At 71.0% G+C, this 22,404-nt stretch carries 26 protein-coding genes; 15 read left to right on the plus strand and 11 right to left on the minus strand.

Going from position 1 to position 22,404, the window contains the following annotated elements; translation table 11 throughout:
- Positions 1 to 2 precede the first annotated feature (2 nt).
- Positions 3 to 971, plus strand: coding sequence for a LysR family transcriptional regulator (locus tag VLG41_RS12005; RefSeq protein WP_325349637.1), 969 nt, complete (start codon positions 3 to 5; stop codon positions 969 to 971).
- 19 nt (positions 972 to 990) lie between these two features.
- Here the strand turns inward: VLG41_RS12005 and VLG41_RS12010 are convergent, their stop codons facing one another.
- Together VLG41_RS12010 and VLG41_RS12015 are read right to left on the minus strand one after the other, a co-directional pair.
- Positions 991 to 2,223 carry an MFS transporter gene (locus tag VLG41_RS12010; RefSeq protein WP_325349638.1) on the minus strand — a complete coding sequence of 411 codons (1,233 nt, stop codon included), beginning with the start codon at positions 2,221 to 2,223 and terminating at the stop codon, positions 991 to 993.
- Positions 2,223 to 3,020, minus strand: coding sequence for an SDR family oxidoreductase (locus VLG41_RS12015; RefSeq protein ID WP_325349639.1), 798 nt, complete (start codon positions 3,018 to 3,020; stop codon positions 2,223 to 2,225). The genes VLG41_RS12010 and VLG41_RS12015 overlap by 1 nt, the downstream gene beginning before the upstream one ends.
- A 357-nt stretch (positions 3,021 to 3,377) precedes the next feature.
- On the opposite strand from VLG41_RS12015, the gene VLG41_RS12020 reads away from it, so the two are divergent.
- Positions 3,378 to 4,619 carry a HipA domain-containing protein gene (locus VLG41_RS12020; RefSeq protein ID WP_325349640.1) on the plus strand — a complete coding sequence of 414 codons (1,242 nt, stop codon included), beginning with the start codon at positions 3,378 to 3,380 and terminating at the stop codon, positions 4,617 to 4,619.
- 12 nt (positions 4,620 to 4,631) lie between these two features.
- On the opposite strand, the gene VLG41_RS12025 is transcribed toward VLG41_RS12020, so the two are convergent.
- On the minus strand, positions 4,632 to 5,315 hold the full coding sequence (locus VLG41_RS12025; protein ID WP_325349641.1) for a helix-turn-helix domain-containing protein: 684 nt from the start codon (positions 5,313 to 5,315) through the stop codon (positions 4,632 to 4,634).
- 128 nt (positions 5,316 to 5,443) lie between these two features.
- Between VLG41_RS12025 and VLG41_RS12030 the strand changes: the two genes are divergently transcribed.
- Positions 5,444 to 6,331, plus strand: a complete 888-nt coding sequence (locus VLG41_RS12030; protein WP_325349642.1) for a class I SAM-dependent methyltransferase — start codon at positions 5,444 to 5,446, stop codon at positions 6,329 to 6,331.
- Between the two features lie 31 nt (positions 6,332 to 6,362).
- Here VLG41_RS12030 and VLG41_RS12035 read toward each other — a convergent pair whose 3' ends face one another.
- Entirely contained in the window at positions 6,363 to 7,289 is a 927-nt protein-coding gene (locus tag VLG41_RS12035) for a LysR family transcriptional regulator (protein ID WP_325349643.1), read from the minus strand.
- A 131-nt stretch (positions 7,290 to 7,420) separates the two neighbouring features.
- Between VLG41_RS12035 and VLG41_RS12040 the strand changes: the two genes are divergently transcribed.
- Positions 7,421 to 7,846 carry a RidA family protein gene (locus VLG41_RS12040; RefSeq protein ID WP_325349644.1) on the plus strand — a complete coding sequence of 142 codons (426 nt, stop codon included), beginning with the start codon at positions 7,421 to 7,423 and terminating at the stop codon, positions 7,844 to 7,846.
- Between the two features lie 22 nt (positions 7,847 to 7,868).
- Here the strand turns inward: VLG41_RS12040 and VLG41_RS12045 are convergent, their stop codons facing one another.
- On the minus strand, positions 7,869 to 8,792 hold the full coding sequence (locus VLG41_RS12045) for an AraC family transcriptional regulator (RefSeq protein WP_325349645.1): 924 nt from the start codon (positions 8,790 to 8,792) through the stop codon (positions 7,869 to 7,871).
- Positions 8,793 to 8,916: 124 nt separating this feature from the next.
- Here VLG41_RS12045 and VLG41_RS12050 point away from each other — a divergent pair, with 124 nt between their 5' ends.
- Positions 8,917 to 9,681 (plus strand): SDR family oxidoreductase, encoded by a 765-nt coding sequence (locus VLG41_RS12050; RefSeq protein ID WP_325349646.1) that lies wholly within the window; start codon positions 8,917 to 8,919, stop codon positions 9,679 to 9,681.
- Here VLG41_RS12050 and VLG41_RS12055 read toward each other — a convergent pair.
- Together VLG41_RS12055 and VLG41_RS12060 are read right to left on the minus strand one after the other, a co-directional pair.
- Entirely contained in the window at positions 9,662 to 10,099 is a 438-nt protein-coding gene (locus VLG41_RS12055; RefSeq protein WP_325349647.1) for a PPC domain-containing DNA-binding protein, read from the minus strand. The genes VLG41_RS12050 and VLG41_RS12055 overlap by 20 nt on opposite strands.
- 11 nt (positions 10,100 to 10,110) lie before the next feature.
- A complete protein-coding gene (locus VLG41_RS12060; protein ID WP_325349648.1) occupies positions 10,111 to 10,563 on the minus strand; it encodes a host attachment protein in 453 nt (150 codons plus the stop codon).
- Positions 10,564 to 10,778: 215 nt separating this feature from the next.
- Here VLG41_RS12060 and VLG41_RS12065 point away from each other — a divergent pair, with 215 nt between their 5' ends.
- Positions 10,779 to 12,425 carry a PhoX family protein gene (locus VLG41_RS12065; protein ID WP_325349649.1) on the plus strand — a complete coding sequence of 549 codons (1,647 nt, stop codon included), beginning with the start codon at positions 10,779 to 10,781 and terminating at the stop codon, positions 12,423 to 12,425.
- 10 nt (positions 12,426 to 12,435) lie between these two features.
- On the opposite strand, the gene VLG41_RS12070 is transcribed toward VLG41_RS12065, so the two are convergent.
- A complete protein-coding gene (locus VLG41_RS12070; RefSeq protein ID WP_325349650.1) occupies positions 12,436 to 13,365 on the minus strand; it encodes a LysR family transcriptional regulator in 930 nt (309 codons plus the stop codon).
- A 113-nt stretch (positions 13,366 to 13,478) separates the two neighbouring features.
- Between VLG41_RS12070 and VLG41_RS12075 the strand changes: the two genes are divergently transcribed.
- The 4 genes from VLG41_RS12075 (at position 13,479) to VLG41_RS12090 (ending at position 15,216) form a co-directional block, all read left to right on the plus strand.
- Positions 13,479 to 14,033 carry a flavodoxin family protein gene (locus VLG41_RS12075; RefSeq protein WP_325349651.1) on the plus strand — a complete coding sequence of 185 codons (555 nt, stop codon included), beginning with the start codon at positions 13,479 to 13,481 and terminating at the stop codon, positions 14,031 to 14,033.
- A 9-nt stretch (positions 14,034 to 14,042) separates the two neighbouring features.
- On the plus strand, positions 14,043 to 14,249 hold the full coding sequence (locus tag VLG41_RS12080) for a 4-oxalocrotonate tautomerase family protein (protein WP_325349652.1): 207 nt from the start codon (positions 14,043 to 14,045) through the stop codon (positions 14,247 to 14,249).
- On the plus strand, positions 14,246 to 14,638 hold the full coding sequence (locus VLG41_RS12085) for a nuclear transport factor 2 family protein (RefSeq protein ID WP_325349653.1): 393 nt from the start codon (positions 14,246 to 14,248) through the stop codon (positions 14,636 to 14,638). The genes VLG41_RS12080 and VLG41_RS12085 overlap by 4 nt, the downstream gene beginning before the upstream one ends.
- A gap of 113 nt (positions 14,639 to 14,751) precedes the next feature.
- On the plus strand, positions 14,752 to 15,216 hold the full coding sequence (locus VLG41_RS12090) for a CreA family protein (RefSeq protein ID WP_325349669.1): 465 nt from the start codon (positions 14,752 to 14,754) through the stop codon (positions 15,214 to 15,216).
- Between the two features lie 21 nt (positions 15,217 to 15,237).
- On the opposite strand, the gene VLG41_RS12095 is transcribed toward VLG41_RS12090, so the two are convergent.
- A complete protein-coding gene (locus VLG41_RS12095) occupies positions 15,238 to 15,741 on the minus strand; it encodes a TspO/MBR family protein (RefSeq protein ID WP_325349654.1) in 504 nt (167 codons plus the stop codon).
- A 156-nt stretch (positions 15,742 to 15,897) separates the two neighbouring features.
- Between VLG41_RS12095 and VLG41_RS12100 the strand changes: the two genes are divergently transcribed.
- A complete protein-coding gene (locus VLG41_RS12100; RefSeq protein ID WP_325349655.1) occupies positions 15,898 to 16,158 on the plus strand; it encodes a DUF2789 domain-containing protein in 261 nt (86 codons plus the stop codon).
- Between the two features lie 34 nt (positions 16,159 to 16,192).
- On the opposite strand, the gene VLG41_RS12105 is transcribed toward VLG41_RS12100, so the two are convergent.
- Both VLG41_RS12105 and VLG41_RS12110 read right to left on the minus strand, forming a co-directional pair.
- Positions 16,193 to 16,708 (minus strand): OsmC family protein, encoded by a 516-nt coding sequence (locus tag VLG41_RS12105; protein ID WP_325349656.1) that lies wholly within the window; start codon positions 16,706 to 16,708, stop codon positions 16,193 to 16,195.
- Between the two features lie 107 nt (positions 16,709 to 16,815).
- Positions 16,816 to 17,751 carry a LysR family transcriptional regulator gene (locus VLG41_RS12110; RefSeq protein WP_325349657.1) on the minus strand — a complete coding sequence of 312 codons (936 nt, stop codon included), beginning with the start codon at positions 17,749 to 17,751 and terminating at the stop codon, positions 16,816 to 16,818.
- Positions 17,752 to 17,889: 138 nt separating this feature from the next.
- On the opposite strand from VLG41_RS12110, the gene VLG41_RS12115 reads away from it, so the two are divergent.
- From VLG41_RS12115 to VLG41_RS12130, 4 genes are read left to right on the plus strand one after another with little or no spacing between them, the layout of a single operon-like run.
- Entirely contained in the window at positions 17,890 to 19,209 is a 1,320-nt protein-coding gene (locus VLG41_RS12115) for a Rieske 2Fe-2S domain-containing protein (RefSeq protein WP_325349658.1), read from the plus strand.
- Positions 19,206 to 20,174, plus strand: coding sequence for a PDR/VanB family oxidoreductase (locus VLG41_RS12120; protein WP_325349659.1), 969 nt, complete (start codon positions 19,206 to 19,208; stop codon positions 20,172 to 20,174). Before VLG41_RS12115 ends, VLG41_RS12120 begins: the two co-directional genes overlap by 4 nt.
- Before the next feature lie 49 nt (positions 20,175 to 20,223).
- Entirely contained in the window at positions 20,224 to 21,333 is a 1,110-nt protein-coding gene (locus tag VLG41_RS12125) for a porin (RefSeq protein ID WP_325349660.1), read from the plus strand.
- 21 nt (positions 21,334 to 21,354) lie between these two features.
- A complete protein-coding gene (locus tag VLG41_RS12130; RefSeq protein WP_325349661.1) occupies positions 21,355 to 22,347 on the plus strand; it encodes a tripartite tricarboxylate transporter substrate-binding protein in 993 nt (330 codons plus the stop codon).
- Positions 22,348 to 22,404 lie beyond the last annotated feature (57 nt).

Below are 22,404 nucleotides of genomic sequence, written 5' to 3' on the forward strand. Positions count from 1 at the left end.
CCGTGGACGAACTGCGCGCCCTCTCCACCTTCATCCGCGCCGCCGAGCTCGGCAGCTTCAACCGCGCGGCCCAGGCGCAGGGCTCCACCGCGCAGGCGGTGAGCAAGAGCGTGCGGCAACTGGAGCAGCGGCTGGGCGTGCGGCTGTTCCACCGCACCACGCGCAAGAGTTCGCTCACCGAGGAAGGCGCGCGGCTGCTGGAGTCGGTGCGCGCCAACATGGACGGCCTGACCGCCGCGCTCAATGGCGTGCGCAGCGCCGCGCGCGAGGACGAGGGCCTGATCCGCATCAGCGCCGGCGGCGCCACGGGCCGCAAGCTGATCCTGCCGCTGGTGGCGCAGTTCCGGGCCCTGCACCCCAAGGTCACGTTCGACCTGGTGCTGGAAGACGGCAGCACCGATGCCGTCACCGAGCGCATCGACCTGGGCTTCAAGGCCGGCAACGCGCCCACCTCGCAGGTGGTGTCGCGCCGGCTGTTCGCCATTCAGCTCACGGTGTGCGCCACGCCGGCCTACCTGGCCGCGCACGGCACGCCCACCACGCTGGATGCGCTGCAGCGGCACGCCTGCATCGGCTACCGGCAGCCCGGCACACCGCGCCCGGTGCCCTGGGAATTTGAGGTGAAGGGCGAGACGGTGTACCGGCACATGAACCACGTCGTCTGCTGCAGCGACCCGGAGGCCGAGATGCAGGCCACGCTGACCGGCATGGGCATCGGCCAGATCGACAGCATCAACGCCAGTGAATTCATTCGCCGTGGCGAGCTGGTGCCGCTGCTGGTGCGCCACACCAGCGAGCGCATGGGCCTGTACCTCTACTACGCCCAGCGCAAGGACATGCCGCTTCGCGTGCGCCGTTTCATCGACTTCGCGGTGGGGCAGCTGCGCGGCGGTGCGGATTTCTACGTGCCGCAGGCCGAGCTGCGCGCGCTGGGCCGGCGCGCCGCGCAGGGCAGCAACGAGGCCGGGTAACGCGCCCAGGGCCTGCCGATCAGGCCAGACGCAAGGCCAGGCGCAAGGCCAGGCCCTGGCCCCGCCGACTGACCCGCAGCGCGGGCACCCAGCCCACGAGCCGCAGGCCCAGGCCCGAGAGCATGCCCGCGAGCGCCAGCCCCACCACGCCCGACCAGCCCCAGCGTTCCAGTGCCCAGGCGCCCAGCACGGAGCCCGCGACGATGCCCGCGAACATGCAGCAGTACAGCACCGAGTTGAGGCGGCTGCGCGCGGTGCCGTCCAGTGCGTAGACGATGTTCTGGTGCGCGACGAGCGCGGATTGCCCGCCCAGGTCCAGCCCCAGCGCGCAGACCACCAGCAGCGGGAGCCGGGCCTCGGCCGGCACCAGGGGCAGCAGGAACATCAGCGCAAAACTCGCCGCCGCCAGGCCGCAGGCCGCGCGCAGCACATGCTCCGGCCCATGGCGGTCGATCCAGCGGCCCACCAGCGGGGCGGCCAGCGCACCGGCGATGCCGACCAGGCCGAACGCGCCGCAGGCCGCCGCCCCCAGGTGAAACGGCGCGCCGTTCAGGAACACGGCCAGCGACGACCAGAACGCCGCGAAGCCGATCGACATGAGGCTTTGCGCCCAGCCCGCCAGGCGCAGCGGCGGGTGCTCGAGCCACAGCGCGCGCAGCGAGCGCATGAGCTGCAGGTACGGCAAGGTGGTGGTGGGGCGCAGATCGGGCAGCCGCCGCCAGGTCCACCCCATCAGCGTGGCCACCGCCACGGCGGCCAGGGCGAAGGTCCAGCGCCAGTCCGCCGTCTGGGCCAGCACGCCGCTCACCAGGCGCGACAGCAGGATGCCCATCAGCAGGCCGGTCATGACGCGGCCCACCAGGCGGCCGCGCGCCTCGGGCGGCGCCAGGTCGGCGGCGGTGGGCACGAAGTCCTGCGCCACCGTGGCGGCCAGGCCGATCGCCAGGCAAGCGCTCATCAGCGTGGCGCTGTCGGGGGCCGCCGCCGCCAGCAGCAGGGCCAGCAGCAGCATCGCCAGCTTGCTCAGGATGATGCGCTTGCGGTTCAGGCGGTCGCCCAGCGGCGCCAGGAACAGCAGGCCCAGCATGTAGCCCAGTTGCGTGAGGGCGGGCAGCCAGCCGGTGCTGCGGTCGGCCAGGCCGAACTCGGCGCCCACCAGGGGCAGCACGGGCTGGATGTAGTACAGCGAGGCGACGGCCAGGCACGCCCCGCAGGCCAGCAGCCGGTCCGGTGGGGCGGGCCGGGCAGACATCAGATGCCTTCCTTGGTCGGCATGATCACGACCTGCTGCAGGTTCACGTGCTTGGGCTGCGAGACGATGAAGCCCACCGTGGCCGCGATGTCCTCGGCCTTGAGGAAGTCGATGCTCTGCGCGGCGTTCTTGATCCAGTCGATGGCGCCCTGGAAGGTGAAGTGGCCTTGCAGCTCGGTGTCGGTGATGCCGGGCTCGATGACCGAGACGCGGATGTTCTTGGGGCCGAGTTCCAGGCGCAGGTGGCGCACCAGGTGGCTGACGAAGGCCTTGGTGGCCGAGTACACGGCGAAGTAGCCGTAGACGTACTGGCTGGCGATCGACGAGGTGTTGATCAGGTCCACCACGCGGCCCTCGGCGGCGGCCGCCTCCAGTTGCGGCACGAAGGCCTGCACCACGCGCATGGCGCCCGTCACGTTCAGGTCGATCTGGGTTTCCCACTCCTTCGCGGGCTGCTGGCCAATGGCGCCCGGCAGCATGAGGCCGGCGTTGTTGAACACGAGGTCGGCGTTGCCGAACTCGCGCAGCACGGCGGCCGCGGCGGCCTCGACCGAGGCCGCGTCGGTGACGTCGGTGGCGATGGCGAGCGCCTGGCCGCCCTGGCGCGAGATCTCGGCGGCAAGTTCGTCGAGCTGGGGCTGGCGGCGGGCCAGCAGCGCCACCTTGGCGCCGCGGGAGGCGAGCAGCAAGGCGGTGGCGCGGCCCATGCCGCTGGACGCGCCGGTGACGACGGCGACGCGGCCGATCAGGTCTTGCGGGAGTGCGGGGTTGGTGGAGAGGCGAGAGGCGGTGGACATGGCGATGGCTCCTTGAGGTTGGCGTGCGCCGGTGTTGGCGACGGGGTGAACTCTAGGAATCGCCGGCCTTCTCCAGTAGTAAGTTCGGGGTGATATCAGTCACAACCTGAAGTTGCGACTGACGGCTCCCGCTGGCGAAGAAGCGGGAAGTGGCCCCGCAGCCGTATACTCCTTTCAAGCAATTCCCAAGCTATTCAGCATCTATCCAGATTGACCATGGGAACCACCCATTCCGCGCCAGGTCATGGCCGCGCCGAACGGATCCTCGAGCTTCTGCTCAGAGGGCCAGCGTCTGCGGTGGAGGCCTGCCGTGCGTTGGAGATGTCCCAGGCGTCGTTTTCACGGTCTATTCAGGATTTGCAAAAACGGCCGGACAGCAAGCTGCTCGTGCTGCCCAAGGTGGGCGGCGCCCGGGCGCCGCTGTACGCCGTCGCCCGGCAGCTCCCCCGCTGCGAGGCCGTGGTCCCCGTTCACCGGGTGGACGCGGCCGGCCGCGTGGCGCAGATCGGATTCGTGGCCATGCTGCAGCCGCGCGGCTCGGCCACGCTGCGCGACGGCGCCGGGCGCCTGTACGACGGCCTGCCACCCGAACTGCACCACGCGGCGCCCTCGGGCTTCATTGGCCGGCGCCTGGCCTCGGCCAGTCAGGCGGAGCTGGGCCTGCCCCCCAACTTGAAGGACTGGAACGACGACCACCGCGTGGTGTTCCTCTGCAACCGCTCGCCGGACGTGCCCGGCAACCTGGTGTTCGGCAACGAATCGCTGACGCAACTGCTGATGCGCCGCGCCACACCGGCCCACGCGGCCGATGCGCGGTCCACGGTGTTTCCGACGCTGGCCCTGCTGTCCGCCGCCGAGAGCGCAGGCACTTCCAGCGCGGGGGGTGAGCAGCCCAAGTTCAGCGTCGAGATGGAAGACACCGGCCACGTGCTCGTGAAGTACGCCAAGGCGGGCACGCGCATGGCCGAGCTCTTGCGCCTGGAGCACCTGGCGCTGCGCGCCCTGGAAGAGCACGGCGTGGCCGCGGCCACCACCTGGCTTCACCACCACCAGGACCTGGTGTTCCTGGAGGTTCAGCGCTTCGACCGCGTGGGCCGCAGCGGACGCCTGGGCGTGATCTCGGCCGGCGCGTACGACGACGAGCACTTCGGCAGCCGGGACAACTGGGCGGACTTCGCACGGCGCCTGGTGAAGGCGGGTGCCCTGAGTGAGCCGCACGCCCTGCCCATCCGGGTGCTGCAGGCCTTCAGCCAGCTCATCGGCAACACGGACACGCACTTCGAAAACCTCTCGCTGATGCTCGACGACAGCGGTCAGGTGGCGAAGGTCGCGCCCGCCTACGACATGCTGCCCATGTGCTACGCACCGGGCTCGGCCTCGGGCATCGACCCGGCGCTGGATCCGGTCCGGCCCTCGATCGGGCGCATCGGCCCGGAGCCGGCGGTATGGGATGTGGCGGCGCGCGCGGCCTTGAGGTTCTGGTCGCGGGCCAGCGAGGAGGCCGGCCTGTCCGAGGCGATGCGCGCGGTCGCCCGGCTCAACCACGCGCAGGTGCAAAGCTTCGTCGAGCCCCTGGTGCCGCCGTCGGCGCAAGCCTGAGCGCGGCGGCCCTCAGCGCTGCGCCATGCGCGTGGGCGCGAACACGCTGCGCCCCAGCCACTGCCACAGCCGCTGCCCGTTGCGCCCCGCGCCCTGCACGCGCAGCTCGCCCGCGCGGATCTGTTGCTCCGGGTCGCTGTCGCCGGTCCAGATCTCGGTGAGCGCGCGCACCGTGGAGTCCACCAGCACGCTCACGTCGTGGCCGGGGTCGTCGCGGCACAGGTCGGCTTCGTGGTGCTGCACCACCAGCCACCACCGCCGCTCGGCCACGGGCGCGTCGCGGAACTGGAAGTGCACCACGGTGCGCTCGTCGGCGGGGAAGGCATCGAGGCGCGCGAAGCGGCGGATGTCCCACATCAGAAAACCCGCGTCCAGTTGCTCCGCGCGCAGCCGGCTGCCGATCCAGCGCGCGCCCCAGTGGCCGATGCCCACCACGATGGGCCGCAGTTCTTCGCCGGCGGTGGTCAGGTGGTATTCCCAGCCCTTGTCGGCGCGGCGCCGCTCGACGACGCCGATCTCCTCCAGCTTGCGCAGGCGCTGCGTCAACAGCGTGGCCGACATGCGCGGCACGCCGCGGTGGATGTCGTTGAAGCGGTGGCTGCCGCACAGCAGCTCGCGCACCACGAGCGGTGTCCACAACTCGCCCAGCACCTCCGCGCCCCGCGCCACGGTGCAGAACTGCAGGTAGTCGATCATGCGGGCCAGTCTAGCGGTGCACCAGCGGCCTGCCTACTCCAGATTCTGGACTTGAGGGCACCTGGCGCCAGGCCTAACTTGCGGGCCGACCGTGCACGTCGCACCGGTCCTTCCCAAGGAGCACCGCCATGACCGAGACCCTGCTTTCTTCTCCCGAGACCCCGGCCGTCTTCGACGCCGAGAAGTTCCGCCAGACCACGCGCGCGCAATGGGAGAGCGCCGCCGAAGCGTGGGACCGCTGGGGCCCCTTGCTGGCGCGCTGGCTGGGCCCCGCCACCGAGGCCATGCTGGACATGGCGGCCGTCGGCCCGGGCTCGCGCGTGCTCGACGTGGCGGCCGGCGCGGGCGAGCAGACGCTCGTGGCCGCGAAGCGCGTGGGCCCGCAGGGCCATGTGCTGGCCACCGACATCTCGCCCACGATCCTGCGCCACGCGAAGTCGGCGGCCGATCGGGCCGGCCTGTCCAACGTGGAGACCATGGAGCTCGACGGCGAGCGCCACGACCGCCTGCCGGGTGCGTCCTTCGACGCGGCGGTGTCGCGCGTGGGCCTGATCTATTTCCCCGACCAGCAGCGGGCGCTGGCCGGCATCCGCCACGCGCTGCGGCCCGGTGGGCGCTTCGCGGCGGTGGTGTATTCCACGGCCGAGCGCAACCCCTTCTTCTCGGTGCCGGTCGGCATCATCCGGCGCCGCGCACAGTTGCCGCCGCCGCTGCCGGGCCAGCCCGGGCCGTTCTCGCTGGGCGGTGAAGGCGTGCTCGCGAGGGCGCTGGAGCAGGCGGGTTTTCGGGACGTGGAGGTGCGCCGCGTCGATTCGCCGGTGCAACTGCCCACGGCCGCCGAGTGCGTGCGCTTCGAGCGCGAGTCCTTCGGGGCGCTGCACCAGATGATGGCCAGCCTGAGTGAGGCCGAGCGCGCCGACACCTGGCAGGAGATCGAGCAGGCGCTGCTGCGCTTCGAGAGCCCGTCCGGCTTCGTGGGGCCGTGCGAGATGCTGGTGGGCGCGGGCACGCGCTGAGGCCGGCGGGCGGCGCGCGCTCCGCGGGCAATCAGGGGGCGCTGGCGTCGCCCTTCGGCGCGCGCCGCGTCAGCAGCTCCACCGCCCAGTCGATGAACACCCGCACCTTCGCGCTCTGGTAGCGGTTCGGCGGGTACGCCAGGGACAGCGGCATCGGGTCGAAGCGCCAGTCCTCGAACAGCGGCACCAGCTCGCCGCGCGCGGCGTGCGCCTCGGCCATGTAGGTGGGCAGCCACAGCACGCCCAGCCCCGCCAGGCCCGCCGCCAGGTAGGCGTTGCCGTCGTCCACCGCCAGCGCGTGGCGGCCTTGCAGGCTCAGGCGCTCGCTGCCGCGGTGCAGCGTGAGCGACAGCACCTTGCCCGTGCGCGCGCTCAGGTAGCCCACGGTGCGGTGCGGCGTGTGCTCCAGCTCGCGCGGGTGCGCCGGCGTGCCGGCGCGTTGAAGGTAGGCCGGCGCCGCGTACGCGGCGATCGACAGATCGCCCAGGCGCCGCGCCACCAGCGAGGGGTTGGTGATCTCGCCACCGCGGATCACGCAGTCCACCTGGTCCTCGATCAGGTCCACCATGCGGTCGCTCGCGCCCATGTCGATCTGGATGTCCGGGTACTTCGCATGAAAGTCCGGCAATGCCGGCACCAGCACCAGCCGCGCCAGCGGGGTGGGCACGTCCACGCGGATGCGCCCGCGCGGCGAGGCCTGGGCGCTGGACAGGCTGGTCTCGGCGTCGTCCAGGTCGGCCAGCAGGCGCCGCACGCGCTCGTAGTAGGCCGCGCCGTCGGCGGTCACCTGCACCTGGCGGGTGGTGCGGTGCAGCAGCTTCACGCGCAGGTGCGCCTCCAGTTGCTGCACCAGTTGCGTCACGCTGGTCTTGTTCAGGCGCAGCGTCTCGGCGGCGCGGGTGAAGCTGCCGGCCTCCACCACCCGCGCAAAGGCCTGCATCGCATCGAATCGGTCCATGGGTGCTTCGCCTCGGTTCAGGGATTGTTTGGATTGGCCAAACAGTGATTGTTGGCCTGCCCGGTTTATCCGGGGGGCGTGCGTCCCTAAATTCCCTGCACCCCCAACCGTTTGCCGAAGGAAACCCTGCCATGAGCACCCCCACCACCGCCCTCGAAACCCGCCCGCGCAGCCGCGACGTGGTGTCCCCGCCCAGCCGCCACGCCCTGTACGAGCTGCACCGCTATTCCCCCGCCATCCGCGCCAACGGCCTGCTGTTCGTGTCAGGCCAGGTGGGCAGCCGGCCCGACGGCTCGCCCGAGCCGGACCTCGACGAGCAGGTGCGCCTCGCGTTTCGCAACCTCAACGCCATCCTGGCCGAGGCCGGCCTCAGCTTCGACGACGTGATCGACGTGACCGTGTTCATGGTGGACCCGCACACCCACTTCGAACGCGCCTGGGCCGTGGCGGCGGAGTTCTGGGGCCAGGCGCCGTACCCCACCGCCACCGCCATCGGCGTCACCTGGCTGTCGGGCTTCCAGTTCGAGATCAAGGTGATCGCGAAGCTGCCCGAGTGAACGCCCTGCGTGCGCGGCGCGTTCAGGCCGGCTGGGCCTGGCCCAGCCGTTCGCGCGCGTAGCGGCTGGGCGCCAGCCCCACGTGGCGGCTGAAGGCCGTGCTGAAGGTGCTGGCCGAGCCATAGCCCACGCGCTCGGCCACCGCGCCGATGGGCAGGCCGCCCTGGTCGAGCAGGTCCTTGGCCAGGGCCATGCGCCAGGCCAGCAGGTACTCCATGGGCGGCACGCCCACCGCGCGGGTGAAGCGCTCGAAGAAGGTGGAGCGCGACAGCGCGGCCTCCTTCGCCAGGGCCGGCACCGTCCACGCGCGTTCGGGCGCGCCGTGCATGCGGCGCAGGCCCACGGCCACGCGCTCGTCGGCCAGGCCGCGCAGCAGGCCGGGGGGCGCCGCTTCGTTCGAGGCGCTGCGCAGGGCCTCGATGAGCAAGAGCTCCACCAGCCGCGCCAGCACCAGGTGGCGGCCCGCGCGATCGGCCAGGGATTCGTCGCGCACCAGTTGCACCAGCACCGGCAGGCGCTCGACGCCGCGCACGTGCAGCAGCGTGGGCAGCAGCGACACCAGCAGCGCCGCGTCCAGCGACTGGAACTGGAAGTAGCCGCCGAGCATGCGCATCTCGGGCGGGCCCTTGCGGCGGCCGTGGCGCAGCTCGCCTTGTTGCTGTTGCCCGGCGGTGCGCGCCGGGTCCATGTGCACGGGCGGCGCGGGCTCCAGGCCGCGCAGCGTGAAGCCGGGCGTGCTGGGCATCAGCACGAAGTCGCCCGCCTCCAGCGACAGCGGCCGCTGCCCGTCCGCCGCCAGCACGCAGTGGCCTTCGAGCATGGTGCAGAAGCTGGGTTGCCCGAAGGCCGGGTAGCGCACGGCCCAGGCGCCCGCGCCGCTGATGAGCTTGGAATACACCGCGCGCGGGCGCAGCAGGGCGATGACGTCGGCCAATGGGTCCACCATGATCGGACGAGTCCGGACTTTTGCCAAAGTGATTCGGACTCAGGATTGTAGATAGTCCGGTCGATGGGACCTATCGTTGCGGCACCTTCAACGCAACCCCTGAACACCACCCCAAGGACTTCTCATGAAAACCATCCTCATCACCGGCTGCTCCTCGGGCTACGGCCTGGAAACCGCGCGCCATTTCCACGCCAAGGGCTGGAACGTCATGGCCACCATGCGCACGCCGCGCGATGGGCTCCTGCCCCTGTCGCCCCGGCTGCGCGTGCTGCCGCTGGACGTGACGCAGCCCGACAGCATCGCCCGCGCGCTGGCGGCGGCCGGCCCCATCGACGTGCTCGTGAACAATGCGGGCCTGGGCCTGTTCGGCGCCTTCGAGGCCACGCCCATGGCCACGGTGCGCGAGATCTTCGAGACCAACACCTTCGGCAGCATGGCCATGGCGCAGGCGGTGCTGCCGGCCTGGCGCGCGCGCCGCTCGGGCCTGCTGATCAACGTGACCTCCAGCGCCACGCTGGCGCCCTTCCCGCTGGTGGCGGCCTACACGGCCAGCAAGACGGCGATCGAAGGCTTCACCGAATCGCTGGCGCTGGAGTTGCAGGCCTTCGGCGTGCGCGTGAAGCTGGTGGAGCCGGGCTACGGCCCCGGCACGCGCTTCGCCGCCAATGGCGCCGAGCGCATGCAGGGGCTGATCCCCGAGGCCTACGCGCCTTATGCCCACGAGGTGTTCGCCTCGTTCGCGCAGCCGGCGGCGGTGACGAGTGAGCTCGACGTGGCCGAGGCGGTGTGGCAAGCGGCGAACGACGAATCGCCGCGCTTGCGCTACGCGGCCGGCGCGGACGCGCTGGCGCTGGCGGGCGCGCCCACCCTCACGCCCCGATGCGAATGAGCGGAATGCCGCTCACCGGGTCGCACACCCGCCGCAGGTGAGCGGGCGACTCCACCAGCATGAGCTCCAGCGTGGGCCGCACGCGCGCCTCCAGCAGGTGGCCGCCGATGGCCTGGCCGTTGCGCTTGCCCAGCACCACGTGCGCGTGCACCTTGGGCTCATCGCCGTCGAGCGCGATGTCGCCCACCAGCGAGAGCACTTCCACCTGCTCGTCGATGGGGATGCGCTCGTACTGCTTGCTGTCCCAGTTGAAGTAGCCCAGCGTCGCGGACTCGAAGGCGCCGATGGCCGTGACCCGGCTGGCGGTGAGGCTGTGTTCTTTCGCGAAGCGCTGCAGCGTGGACATCACCTCGTCGCCGCGATCCAGGATCAGGGCGATGGTGCGTTCGGGGGTGTCGTTGAGGACCTTGGCTCGCATGGCTGTTCCCCTCAGGCCGTGGTCCGGTGCAGGGGGAACAGGCGCCGCGTCAGGTCGGCGTTGCTCTCCTGCACCAGATTCTTGTCGAGCGTGCTCACCACCGTGCTGGCCACTTCGTCGTGCAGGGCCTTGCGCAGGTAGCCCAGCAGGCGCGGCGCCGCCACCAGGTGCAGGGCGTCGTAGCGCCCTTCGCGGCGCAGCTCCACCAGCCGCTGCGCGATGCGCTCCGCGAAGAGCTGCGCGTGCTGGTGGCGCTCGGAATCCCCGGCGGAGACCGTGGCCTGCGGCATGCCGCCGTTGCCACCCCCAGCGCGGCGCCCGTGCGGGCCCTTGTGCATTTCGCCCTCGCGGGCGTGGGCGTCGGGGTCGGTCAGTTCTTCCACGGGCGCCAGGTCGGCACCGGAGGGCTTTTCGAGGATGCGGGCGATGGCTTCGTCGGCCACCAGAGCCCATGTGGTCTTCATTGGCTGCTCCTTTCGTCGGGGTCGGGCCGCAGCCCGGCAAGAATCCATCCTGGGGGCCCGGGGACGGCCGCGCTGTAGGACAAGACCGTGCCCGCTTGCCCGCAGGGGCCCCTGCGCCAAACGGTTCATTCCCCGTGGCCCCGCGCTGCGCCGAACCGCAATGGCGCGCGCGCAGGATCCGTGGGACAACACCCCACCCCACGAGGAATCCACCCATGCCTTCCGATTCGTTCTCGCCCGCCCGCCGCCGCCTGCTGCAAGGCTCCGGCGCGCTGGCCGCCGCCCGCTTCACCGGCGTGATGGGCGCGCTCTACGCGCAAAACGCCCTGGCCGCCACCGGCAAGCAGACCGTCTCCGCCGCCTCGCCTTATGGCCCCATCGCGCCCGTGAACGACCTGGCCACCGGCCTGCCGCTGCTGCAACTGCCGCCCGGGTTCAGCTACCGCAGCTTCGGCTGGACGGGCGACGCGATGGACGATGGCGCCCCCACGCCCGGCAGCCACGACGGCATGGCCGCGGTGCTGTCGCGCCGCGTGGGCCGCGGCAGCGAGCTGGTGCTGGTGCGCAACCACGAGCGCGGCCTGGTGGCCACGCCGGGTGAGGCCATCCAGGCGCCGCAGCGCTACGCCACGACGATGGTCAATGGCGTGATCACCGTGTTCTACGGCAGCGTGCCCATCCGCATCGGCGCGGGCGGCACCGTGACCGACCCGGCCGCCCCCGCGCCCGCGCCCTTCGTGGGCTACCCCGCCGGTGGCACCAGCAACCTCGTGTGGCGCGACAACCAGTGGGCCGGCTCGATGGGCTCCATCGGCGGCACGCTGGGCAATTGCGCGGGCGGCCCCACGCCCTGGGGCAGCTGGCTCACCTGTGAAGAGACCATCTACGACTTCTCCACCATCGGCGGCAGCAAGCACGGCTACGTGTTCGAGGTGGCGGCCGACCCCACGGCCAGCATCGCCGAGCCCATCGTCGGCATGGGCCGCTTCGTGCACGAGGCGGTGGCCGTCGACCCCGCCACCGGATTCGTCTACGAGACCGAGGACAACCGCAACATCTCGGCCTTCTTCCGCTACGTGCCCCACAACACTTCCGGGGCGGTGGGCAGCCTGCACAACGGCGGCACGCTGCAGGCCGCGCGCATCAAGGCGCTGGTGCGCCAGGCCCGCCCGTCCACGCTGGCGCAGGCCAATGACCAGGGCCTGCTCAACCCCGACATCGGCGACGAGTACGAACTCGAGTGGGTCAACATCGCCGACCCGGACGCCGACCCCGTGGTGGTGGTGGGCCAGCCCGGTGGCGTGAGCCTGGGCTTCGCGGCCGGCCCCACCCACCAGGCGCTGACGCAGGGCTGCGCGCGCATGAGCCGGGGCGAAGGCATCTGGTACTCGGCCGGCAAGATGTTCATGGTGGACACGGCGGCGGGCGTGGACGGCAGCGGCCGCGTGGGCCGGGGCGAAGGGGCGGTCTGGGAGCTGACGCTGGCCACCATGCGCCTGCGCGCCGTCTTCGTGAGCGGCGACCAGACGGCGGGCAACAACCCCGACAACGTGACCGTGAGCCCGCGCGGCGGCGTGCTGCTGTGCGAAGACGGCGGCGGCTCCAGCGACGCGTACGGCACCGGCTCGCGCCTGCTGGGCCTGAACGCGGCGGGCGAGGCCTACATCTTCTGCAAGAACAACGTGAACCTGAGCGCGCAGCAGGTGGCCAACGCCGGCAAGACCGTGAGCGCGGCCGACCACCGCGGCTCGGAGTTCTGCGGCGCCGCCTTCGACCCGACGGGCCGCGTGCTGTTCGCCAACATCCAGACGCCAGGCATCACGGTGGCCATCACGGGCCCGTGGAACAAGGGCAACCTCTGAAGCCGATGCCTCAGGCGCGCGCGCCGCGCCGGGGCTTCTGGCTCGCCACCAGGAAATCCGCCAGGGCACGCACCCGCAAGGGCATGTGCCGGTTGGCGGGGTAGATGAGCGAGAAGGGCCGCGAGGCGCCGCCCAGGGGCCGCAGCACCTCCACCAGGGCGCCGCTGTCCAGGTCCTTCTCGACCATGAAGCGGTAGATCTGCGCGAGGCCCGCGCCCGCACGCGCCAGCGTGGCCACGCCCACGATGTCCTCCGACACGCAGCAGCCGCCCTGCGTGGGCACGTCGCGCTCCTCACCGCCCACGCGCAGGCGCCAGGGCACCCGCTGCCCGGTTCGCGGCAGCACGAACTGGATGCAGTCGTGCGCCGGCAGGTCCTCCACCGACTTCGGCGTGCCGCGCTGGCGCAGGTAGGCCTTGGTTGCCACCACCACCAGCTCGGCGTCCATCAGCGGGCGCGCGATGAGCCCCGAGTCGGCCTGCACGCGCCCGCGCACCGCCAGGTCGAAGCCATCGGCGGTGAAGTCGATGTTGCGGTTGCTCAGTTGCACGTCCACCTCCACCTGGGGGTGGCGCGCGCGAAACGCCGGCAGCAGCGGCAGCAGCCGGTGGTGCCCGAACGAGGTGGGCGCGCTGATGCGCACCACGCCCGCCGGCTGCGCCTGGTGCCCGCTGAGCTGGCGCTCGGCTTCCGCCAGTTGCCCCAGGGCCTGCTTGCACTGCTGGTGGTAGGCGCGCCCTTCGTCGGTGAGGCGGATGCGCCGCGTGGTGCGCACGAACAGGCGCACCTGCAGGCGTTCTTCCAGGCGGCCGATGGCGCGGCTCACGGCGGCCGGCGTGAGCGCGGCCTGCCGCGCGGCGGCGGTGAAGCTTTCCAGGTCGGCCGCCAGGCAGAAGAGTTCGATGCTGCCCAGGGAGGTGACGCCGAATTCGCGGGCCATGAATTACCCCGTGTAATGAATGAAGTTCAAGTCTATGTGTTTATCAACGGGGGGGCGATGAATACCATCACCACATCGTTTTTCAACCGCCCTTTCACGGCACGAGGCACACCATGACTTCCCGCATCAGCATCGTTTTCCACAGTGGCTACGGCCACACCCGCCAGGTCGCGCAGGCCGTGGCGCAAGGCAGCGGCGCGGACCTGATCGAGATCGATCAGGAAGGCCGCGTCAGCGAGCAGGACTGGGCCCGCCTGGCCGCGTCCGACGCCATCGTCTTCGGCACGCCCACCTACATGGGCAACGTGAGCTGGCAGTTCAAGCGCTTCCAGGACACCACCACCGGCGTGTGGATGAACCAGCAGTGGAAGAACAAGCTGGCCGCGGGCTTCACCAACTCCGCCGGCATCAACGGCGACAAGCTGGCCACGCTGAATTCGCTGTTCACCTTCACGCAGCAGCACGGCATGCTGTGGGTGGGCACGGGCATGCTGCCGGCCAACGCCAAGGCCTCGGTGCGCGACGACGTGAACTACCTGGCCTCGTTCAGCGGGCTCATGGCCGCCACGCCCTCGGACGCGTCGGCCGACGAACTGGTGGCGGGCGACCTGCGCACCGCGCGCCTGTTCGGCGAGCGCATCCGCGAGGTCGTGCAGCGCCTGCACTGAGGAGCCGCCATGCCCTACGTGAACATCCAGGTGACGCGCGAGAACGTGAGCGCGCAACAGAAGGCCGAACTCATCGCCGGCGTGACCGACCTGCTGCAGCGCGTGCTCGACAAGGACCCGGCGCTCACGCACGTGGTGATCGACGAGATCGATCTCGACAACTGGGGCGTGGGCGGTCTGCCCGCGCTGCAATACCGGCAGCGGGGCACCCGGTGAGCGCCGCGGCGGACTTCGCCCGCGAGAGCGAGGCCGTGGCGCAGGTGCTGGGCCGCTACTTCGACGGCCTGCACCACAGCGACGTGGCGCTGCTGGAGCAGGTTTTCCATCCCGAGGCGCACTACTTCAGCGCCACGGACGGCAGCCTGCTGCACCTGGACATGGCGAGCTACTTCCCGCGCGTGGCGCAACGCCCCTCACCGGCGAGCCAGGGCCATGCGCGCAGCGACCGCATTCTCTCCATCGAATTCGCGGGCCCGGTGACCGCGTTCGCCAAGGTGGAATGCGCCATCCCACCCAAAGCCTTCATGGATTTCCTGACCCTGGTGAAGCTCGACGGCGCCTGGCGCATCGTCAGCAAGGTGTTCCACTACGACGCCGTGCCCTGAGGCGCCGGATCGCTGGTGACGGCACGTGGGGCATGATGCGCTGTCGGCGATGGCGCCTGCAGTGCAAGGCCGAGCGCCATCGCCCCGTCCTTCCCTTGCCGAAAGCCTTCGCCATGCGCCGCCTGCTCGTTCCCCTGCTGCTGCTCGCCGCCACCGCCACTCAAGCCGAGGAAATCGGCTCCGTCGACACCGTGTTCAAGTTCATCGGCCCCGACCACAAGATCGTGGTGGAGGCGCACGACGACCCGGGCGTGCAGGGCGTCACCTGCTACATGTCGCGCGCCCGCACGGGCGGCATCAGCGGCGCGCTCGGGCTGGCGGAAGACAAGGCCGAGGCGTCCATCGCCTGCCGCCAGACCGGGCCGATCCGCATCCCACAGCCCATCAAGGCGCAGGAAGAGGTGTTCAACGAACGCATCAGCCTGGTCTTCAAGCGCCTGCGCATCGTGCGCATGGTCGACGCGAAGCGGCATTCGCTGGTGTACCTGACCTACTCCGACCGATTGATCGAGGGCTCGCCGCAGAACTCGGTGGCGGTGGTGGCGGTGGACCGCGCCACGCCGATTCCCTTGCGGTGAACGGGGCGCGGCCCTGCGCCGCTACAGCAGGCCGGGGTTGCGCTGCCAGACGGCGAAGGTGAGCGCGGCGGCGAAACAGACCCAGGCCAGGTAGGGCACGAGCAGCGCGGCCGCGGGTGGCCTGATGCGCCAGAAGACCTTCATCGTCGCCACGATCAGCGCGATGAGGACCAGGATCTCGACGAAGGCCCACTGGCCTTGTCGCCACGCGAAGAAGAGCCAGGTCCACAGCGCGTTGGCGGCGAGTTGGGCGCCAAACAGCACATACACCGCGAAGCCTTGTTCGAGTCGCACCTCGCGCCAGACCATCCAGGCCGACAGGGCGATCAGTGCATACAGGACCGTCCACACCGGGCCGAAGAGCCAGGCCGGCGGCGCCCAGGCCGGGCGGTTCAGCTGGGCATAGAAGTCCGGCGCATTGGTGGAGGCGACGGCCCCGATGGCGGCGGCGGCAAAGCAGAGCAGCAGCCAGACGGCGAGGCTGGGCCAGGGCGAGGGCGGTGAGGTGAAGAGCGTGCGTGGCATGGGCGGTGAGCGGTCAAGCCGTGATCGGCAGGACCATACCGCTGGAGCCGGCGGCGAGCGGGTGTCGAGTGCCCATGACGCGGCCTTGGCCTACACGCCAGCCGCCGAACGGTCGCCGACAATCGGCCCATTCAAAACGCTCAGGAGATCGCCGCGATGGACGAGACCACCCCCCGAATGACCAACCTGTTCCTGCAACTGGGCCTCGATGCCGGCGAGCAGGACATCGCGCGCTTCATCCAGACGCACCAGATCGCGGCCGACGTGCACATCTGCGATGCGCCGTTCTGGAACGCGGCCCAGAGCGAGTTCCTGGCCGAGCAGATCAAGGCCGATGCGCCCTGGGCGCTGGTGGTGGACCAGTTGAACGAGGCGCTGCACGCGGACGCGTTGCAGCCGGGGGCTGAGCGGCGCTGAGGCGCCAGCGCGTGGGGGCCGCGCGCCTGGGCCCCTAGCCGATGCGGATGTCGGCCTGCACGGCCAGGGACCGGCGCAGGGCATCGCCCACGGGCGAGTGGGCCTCGGCCCAGTGCACCAGTTCGTGCAGCGTTGCTTCCGGCACCCCGGGCGCTGCGATGCGCACGGTGAGCGACAGCTCGAGCGGTCCGGCGGGTGCGCCATCGACGTCACCCAGCAGGCCGCGGTTGTCCGAGCGGCTGTCCACCGTCACTTCCAGTTGGCTGAGTTCGATGCCGAGCTGCGCCGCGCGCATGGCGATCATGGTGGCGTCGCAGTTGGCCAGCGCGGCGCGCAGGTACCAGCCCGCCGTGGGCGCGCTGCCGCCGCCACCGATGGCCGCCGGCATGTCGGTGATCAGCACCTCGCCCTTGGGCCCCACGGCCTTGCAGCGCAGGCCCGACTCCACGGTGGCCACGGCCGGCTTGTCCCGCGAGATGGCGTCCTGCGGGTGGGCCGCGAAGTGCTTCGCGAGCTGCTCCACGGATTGGCGAATGTGCGCTGCGCTCATGGGGGCTCCTGGCGGCGCGGGCGCGCCGGCGGCGCGAATGATGGCAGCAAGCGCTTCGGCGGCCAAGTCCCTGCGCGCGTCTGCCGCCGGGTAGCGGGGCGGTGCCCTCACCGGTGGGCGGCGACCGCTCCTTCCACGTCCTCGTCGAAGCGGTTGAGCTGCTCCAGCACCACGTTGCGCAACAAGTTCAGTTCGCTCACCGTCAGCGGATCCTCCGCGCGCGTGGGCTGCGCGATGAACAGGGGAATCTGCAGGGCCGGCCGGCGGATGCGGTGCAGCCGCAGCAGGCCGTCGTCGATGCAGGAGTGCACGCCGCTCAGGGGAATGACCGAGTAGCCGTGTCCGTTGCGCACGAGGTCGAGGATGGCGTTGAGGTTGGCGATCTCGTGCGCCACGCAGGGTTTGCGGCCCAGCCGCGCCAGGCCCATGCACAAGGTCTGGTGCACGGCGTTGTCCTGCCCCGCGGTGATGAGGGGCAGATCGGCCACTTCCGCCAAGGGCACCGAGCTGCCCAGGGGCGGTCCTCCGGCGGGACCTGAGACCAGGTACAGGCTTTCGTCGGCCAGCGGGGTGAGCACGACCTTGTCGGTGGGCGCGACGCTGTAGACGATGGCGCAGTCGAGTTTGCCGCCGGCCACCAGCTCGACGAGGTTGGCCGACAGCCCGTCCACCGACCGCATCACCGCCTCCGGGATGTGCGCCTGGAAGGCTTCCACCAGCGGCACCACGATGGTCCGCGCCAGGCTGGGCGGCAGGCCCAGCGCGAGGTGGCCGCGCACCGCGTCACCCACGCCGCGCACGGCACGCGGGATGAGCGCCACCTGCTGGAGCACGAGGTGCGCCTGCTCCAGCAGTCGCTGGCCGGCGGGCGTGGGGACCAGGCCCCGGCCCGTGCGGCGGAACAGCTCCACCTCCAGCTCCGCCTCCAGCAGGGCGAGTTGCCGGCTGAGCGCGGCCTGCGTGAGCTTGAGGGTGCGCGCGGCCGCCGTGAGGCTGCCGAGTTCGGCGACCTTGCAGAAGTTGTTCAGTTGCTTGATGTCCATGGCGGTTCAACGCAGTCGGGCGGGGTGCGAGCTATGCATTCATCTTAAAGCTGACCTGCGTGAAAGTCCTCTTCAGGCCGTATGCGGTTCAAACAAACAATGAAGCTGTTATCAGTTTTGTTTGTACCAGACTTGACCATGAACGACATGACCGCCCCCGTGACCGTGCGCGCGAAGCCGCGCGGACCCGACCGTTACCAGTACCTCACGCAGACCGGCCCCGGCACGCCGGCCGGTGAGCTGCTGCGCCGCTACTGGCAGCCCGTTGCCCTGATCGATTCCCTGCCGCCCGGCGCCGCGCCGCAGCCCGTACGGCTGCTCAGCGAGGACCTGGTGCTGTTCCGAGACGACCAGGACCGGGTCGGCCTGATCGACCGCCGCTGCGCGCACCGCTGCACCGACCTGGCGCTGGGCCGCGTGGAGGACGGCGGCCTGCGCTGCCCGTACCACGGCTGGCTGTTCGACGTGCACGGCCGCTGCCTCGACCAACCCGCGGAGGCCTCGCCCATCGCCAAGGACCGCATCCGCATGAAGTCCTATCCGCTGCACGAAGCGGCGGGCGTGTTCTGGGCCTACCTCGGCCCCGGGGAGCCGCCGCTGTTTCCGCGTTACCCGGCCTTGCAGGGCGGGCCGCAGCACTGCTATGTGACGCGCTGGCAGGGCGATTGCAACTGGCTGCAGGCCAGCGAGGGCAACATCGATCCGGTGCACACCTCGTTCCTGCACCAGCTGGAACTGGCCGATGCGCAGATGCAGGCGCGCTGGGGCGTGTTCGCCAACCAGGCGCGCCCGGAGCTGTCGATCGAGGACACGCGCTTCGGCGTTCGGCTCTACACCCGCCGCGCCATCGCCGACAGCGACCGCTGTTCCGTGCGCATCACCAACTTCGTGATGCCCAACGCCTGCGCCGTGGGTGGCTTCGAGGGCTACCTGGGCGAAGGCGGCCTGACCATGCTGTGGGACGTGCCCATCGACGACGAGCACCACTACCGCTGGGAATTCATCTTTCACCGCAGCGGCCAGCTCGACAAGGGCGCGCTGGAGCGCCAGTACGGCACCGAGAAGGCCGAGGGCGACCGCCTGTGGCGCCGCCAGGAGCAGCTGTATTCGCAGGACCGCGAATCGATGAAGGGGCAGGCCTATGCCGGCCTGGGCGAGTGCTTCTCGGTGCACGACATCGTGATCACGCAGGCGCAGGGCGTGGTGCACCAGCAGGCCAACGAGCACCTGTCCTCCAGCGACATCGCCATCGTGCGCGCGCGCCGCATGCTCGACGAGGCGGTGGACGAGTTGCTGGCCGGGCGCGACCCGCGCGGCGTGGTGCGCGAGCCCGCGCAGAACGATTTCCGCGACATGGTGGTGGTCACGGGAGAAATGGGCGTGAGCGAGTCCAAGGAGCGGTACTGCGCGGCTTACGCGGCCGATGCCTCGCTGTTCGCGGTGCAGGAGCGGACATGACATCGGCCACGATTGAGGTCGTGGTGCGCGCGGCCGTGCCGGTGGCCGATGACGTGCTGCAGGTGCGCTTTGCTCGACCCGACGACGCTCCCTTGCCGCCTTTCACGCCCGGTGCGCACATCGACCTGCATCTGGCGCCCGGGCTGGTGCGCCAGTACTCGCTGTGCGGCGCGGTGGAGGAGGAGCGCGCGTACACGATCGCCGTGAAGCGCGAGGCGCAGTCGCGGGGCGGCTCCCGCGCGGTGCACGAGCGCCTGCGCGTGGGCACGGCGCTGGCCATCTCCGCACCGCGCAACCATTTCCCGATCGACCTGGACGCCGCGCACTCGGTGCTGGTGGCCGGCGGCATCGGCATCACGCCCTTGCTGTGCATGGCGCGTGCGCTGCAGCGGCGCGGCCGCTCGTTCCACCTGCACTACTTCGCGCGCTCGGCCGCGCAGGCTGCCTTTCTGGACCTTCTGGGCTCGCCGGGCTTTCGCGAGAAGACCACGCTGCACCTGGGCCAGGGCCATGGCGAGACCGAAGCCAGTCTGCGCGAGGCGCTGTCGCGGCCACGCGAGGGGGCGGAGCTCTACCTGTGCGGACCGCGCGGTTTCATGGACCGGGTGTGCGCGGTGGCGGCCGAGCGCGGTTGGCCGAAGCAGCGCGTGCACCTGGAGTACTTCAGCGCCGATCCGCCGCCCGTGTCGGCCGCCACGGACGCGATCCAGGTGACGCTGGCCCGCAGCGGGCAGGTGCTCTCGGTGCCGCCGGGCACCACCATCGTCGATGCGCTGCGCGGTGCGGGGGTGTCCATCGACACGTCCTGCGAACAAGGCGTTTGCGGCACCTGCGTCACGCGCGTGCTCGACGGCACGCCGGACCACCACGACCTGTTCCTGACCGATGAAGAGAAAGCGCGCGGCGACTGCATGGCGCCGTGCGTGTCGCGCGCGCGCACCCCGCACCTGGTGCTGGACCTGTAGCCGAACGAGTGGCGATTTCCCCTGACCCACACCCACGAGGAGACAAAGGATGAAAAGAACTTGGAGCGCGTCGGCCGCCCTGGCGGTGATCGCGAGCGGCGCACAGGCGCAGGCGCCCGCGCCGCCGGGCGTGCAGCTCTACGGCATCGTCGATGCCGGTGTGGAGCGCGTGAACAACGTGGGCGCCGCCGGGCGCTCGGTCACGCGCATGCCCGGGCTCAGCGGTGGGCAACTGCCCTCGCGCTGGGGCCTGCGGGGCAACGAGGACCTGGGCGGCGGCCAGCGCGCGGTGTTCACGCTGGAGTCGGGCTTTGGTGTGGACACCGGCAACCTGTTGCAGGGCGGTCGCGGCTTCGGCCGCCAAGCCTTCGTCGGCCTGTCGGGCGGCTGGGGCACGCTCACGCTGGGCCGGCACTGGACGATGACGTTCTTCTCGATGCTGGACGCGGACGTGATCGGCCCCTCCGTCTTCGGCCTCGCGGCCTTCGACCCCTACCTGCCCAATGCGCGCACGGACAACTCGGTGTCCTACCGGGGCACGTTCAATGGCGTCACGCTGGGGGCCACCTACTCACTGGGCCGCGACGGCGCGCCGCCCGCCAACTGCGGCGGCGAGAACGCCGCGGGCGAATGCCGCGCCTGGTCCTTGCTGGCGAAGTACGACGCGCCCACCTGGGGCGTGGCACTGGCGCACGACAAGCTGGAGGGCGGCGCCACGGGCGGCTTCTTCGGCCAGCCACCCGGCACACTGCCCGCGGCGGGCAACACCGATGCGCGCACGCACCTCAACGGCTACCTTCGCTTCGGCACGCTGAAGCTGGGCGCGGGCCTGGTGCGGCGCGAGTTGAAGGCGAACCCCGCGCCGCTGTCCACGGACCTGTACTACCTGGGCCTGAGCACACCCGTGGCGGGCGCCTTCAGCGTGGACGCGCAACTGATCGCCTTGCGCGACGAGCGCCCCGACGCGAACGCCCGTGCCCTGGTGGTGCGTGGCAACTACGCCTTCAGCCGCCGCACATCGGCCTATGCGCTGCTGGGGCGCGTGAGCAACGGCGGCAACGCCGCGTACTCGGTGACGGCCGGCGAGGCCGCGTCGGTGGCGCCGGTGGCGGGACGCGGGCAGACCGGCGTGATGCTGGGCCTGCGGCACAGCTTCTGACAAGGAACGAGGAGACAAGACATGGACATGTGTGGACGACGCGCCTGGCTGCGCGGTGCGGCCGGCGCGGGCCTGGTGGCCGCCTGGCCGGCCCTGGCGCAACAGAAGCCGCCGGGTGTGGCGAAACTGGTGGTGGGCTTTCCCGCGGGCGGCTCGATCGACGCGGTGGCCCGCCGCCTGGCCGATTCGCTGCGCGCGGTGGTGGCGGACACGGTGATCGTGGACAACCGGCCGGGCGCGGGCGGGCGCATCGCCATCGACGCGCTGCGACGCGCCCCGGCCGATGGGGAGCAGTGGCTCATCACGCCCGGTTCGATGCTGGTGATCTACCCGCACGTCTACAAGAAGCTGAACTACGAGCCGCAGCGCGACCTGCTGCCGGTGGCGCAGATCGCCGACGTGCCGCTGGCCCTGGCGGTGGGCCCGGGCGCGCCGGCCTCGGTGGTGGACGTGCCGTCCTACCTCGCCTGGGTGAAGTCGGGCGCGGCCACCCACGGTGTCATCGGCACGCCCGCCGCCGGCAACATCACGCATTTCCTGGCGTTCCTGATCGGCAAATCGGGTGGGTTCTCGCCGCAGTACGTGCCGTACCGGGGCTCGGCGCCGGCCATCAACGACCTGCTGGGCGGGCAGATCCCGGCGGTGGTGAACCCGCTGACGGAGATGCTGCCGCACCTGCCCTCGGGCAAGCTGCGGGTGCTGGGTGTCACCGCGCGCCAGCGCAGCGCTTTCCTTCCCCAGGTGCCCACCTTCGTGGAACAGGGGCATCCCACGGTGGTGGGCTCGGAATGGATGGGAATGTTCGCCCGGCCCGACACGCCAGCCCCGCTGGTGCAGCGCATGGCGGCCGGGGTGCGGGACGCGCTCAAAACGCCGGCGGTGCTCGAGGCGCTGCAGAAGCTGGCGTTGGAGCCGGCGGGCACCGACGGCCCGCGCCTGGCGCGCCGCATCGGCGAGGAGCTGGCGGGCTGGCGCGAGGTGAGCCGGGTGTTCGGGTTCCAGCTGGATGAATGAGCGGTGGGCCCGATTTCATCCATGCGATATGTCTAAATTTCTGGTCAAAAATATCAA

Origin of the sequence: Hydrogenophaga sp. (assembly GCF_035481345.1) — a bacterium.
GTDB lineage: Bacteria > Pseudomonadota > Gammaproteobacteria > Burkholderiales > Burkholderiaceae_C > Hydrogenophaga.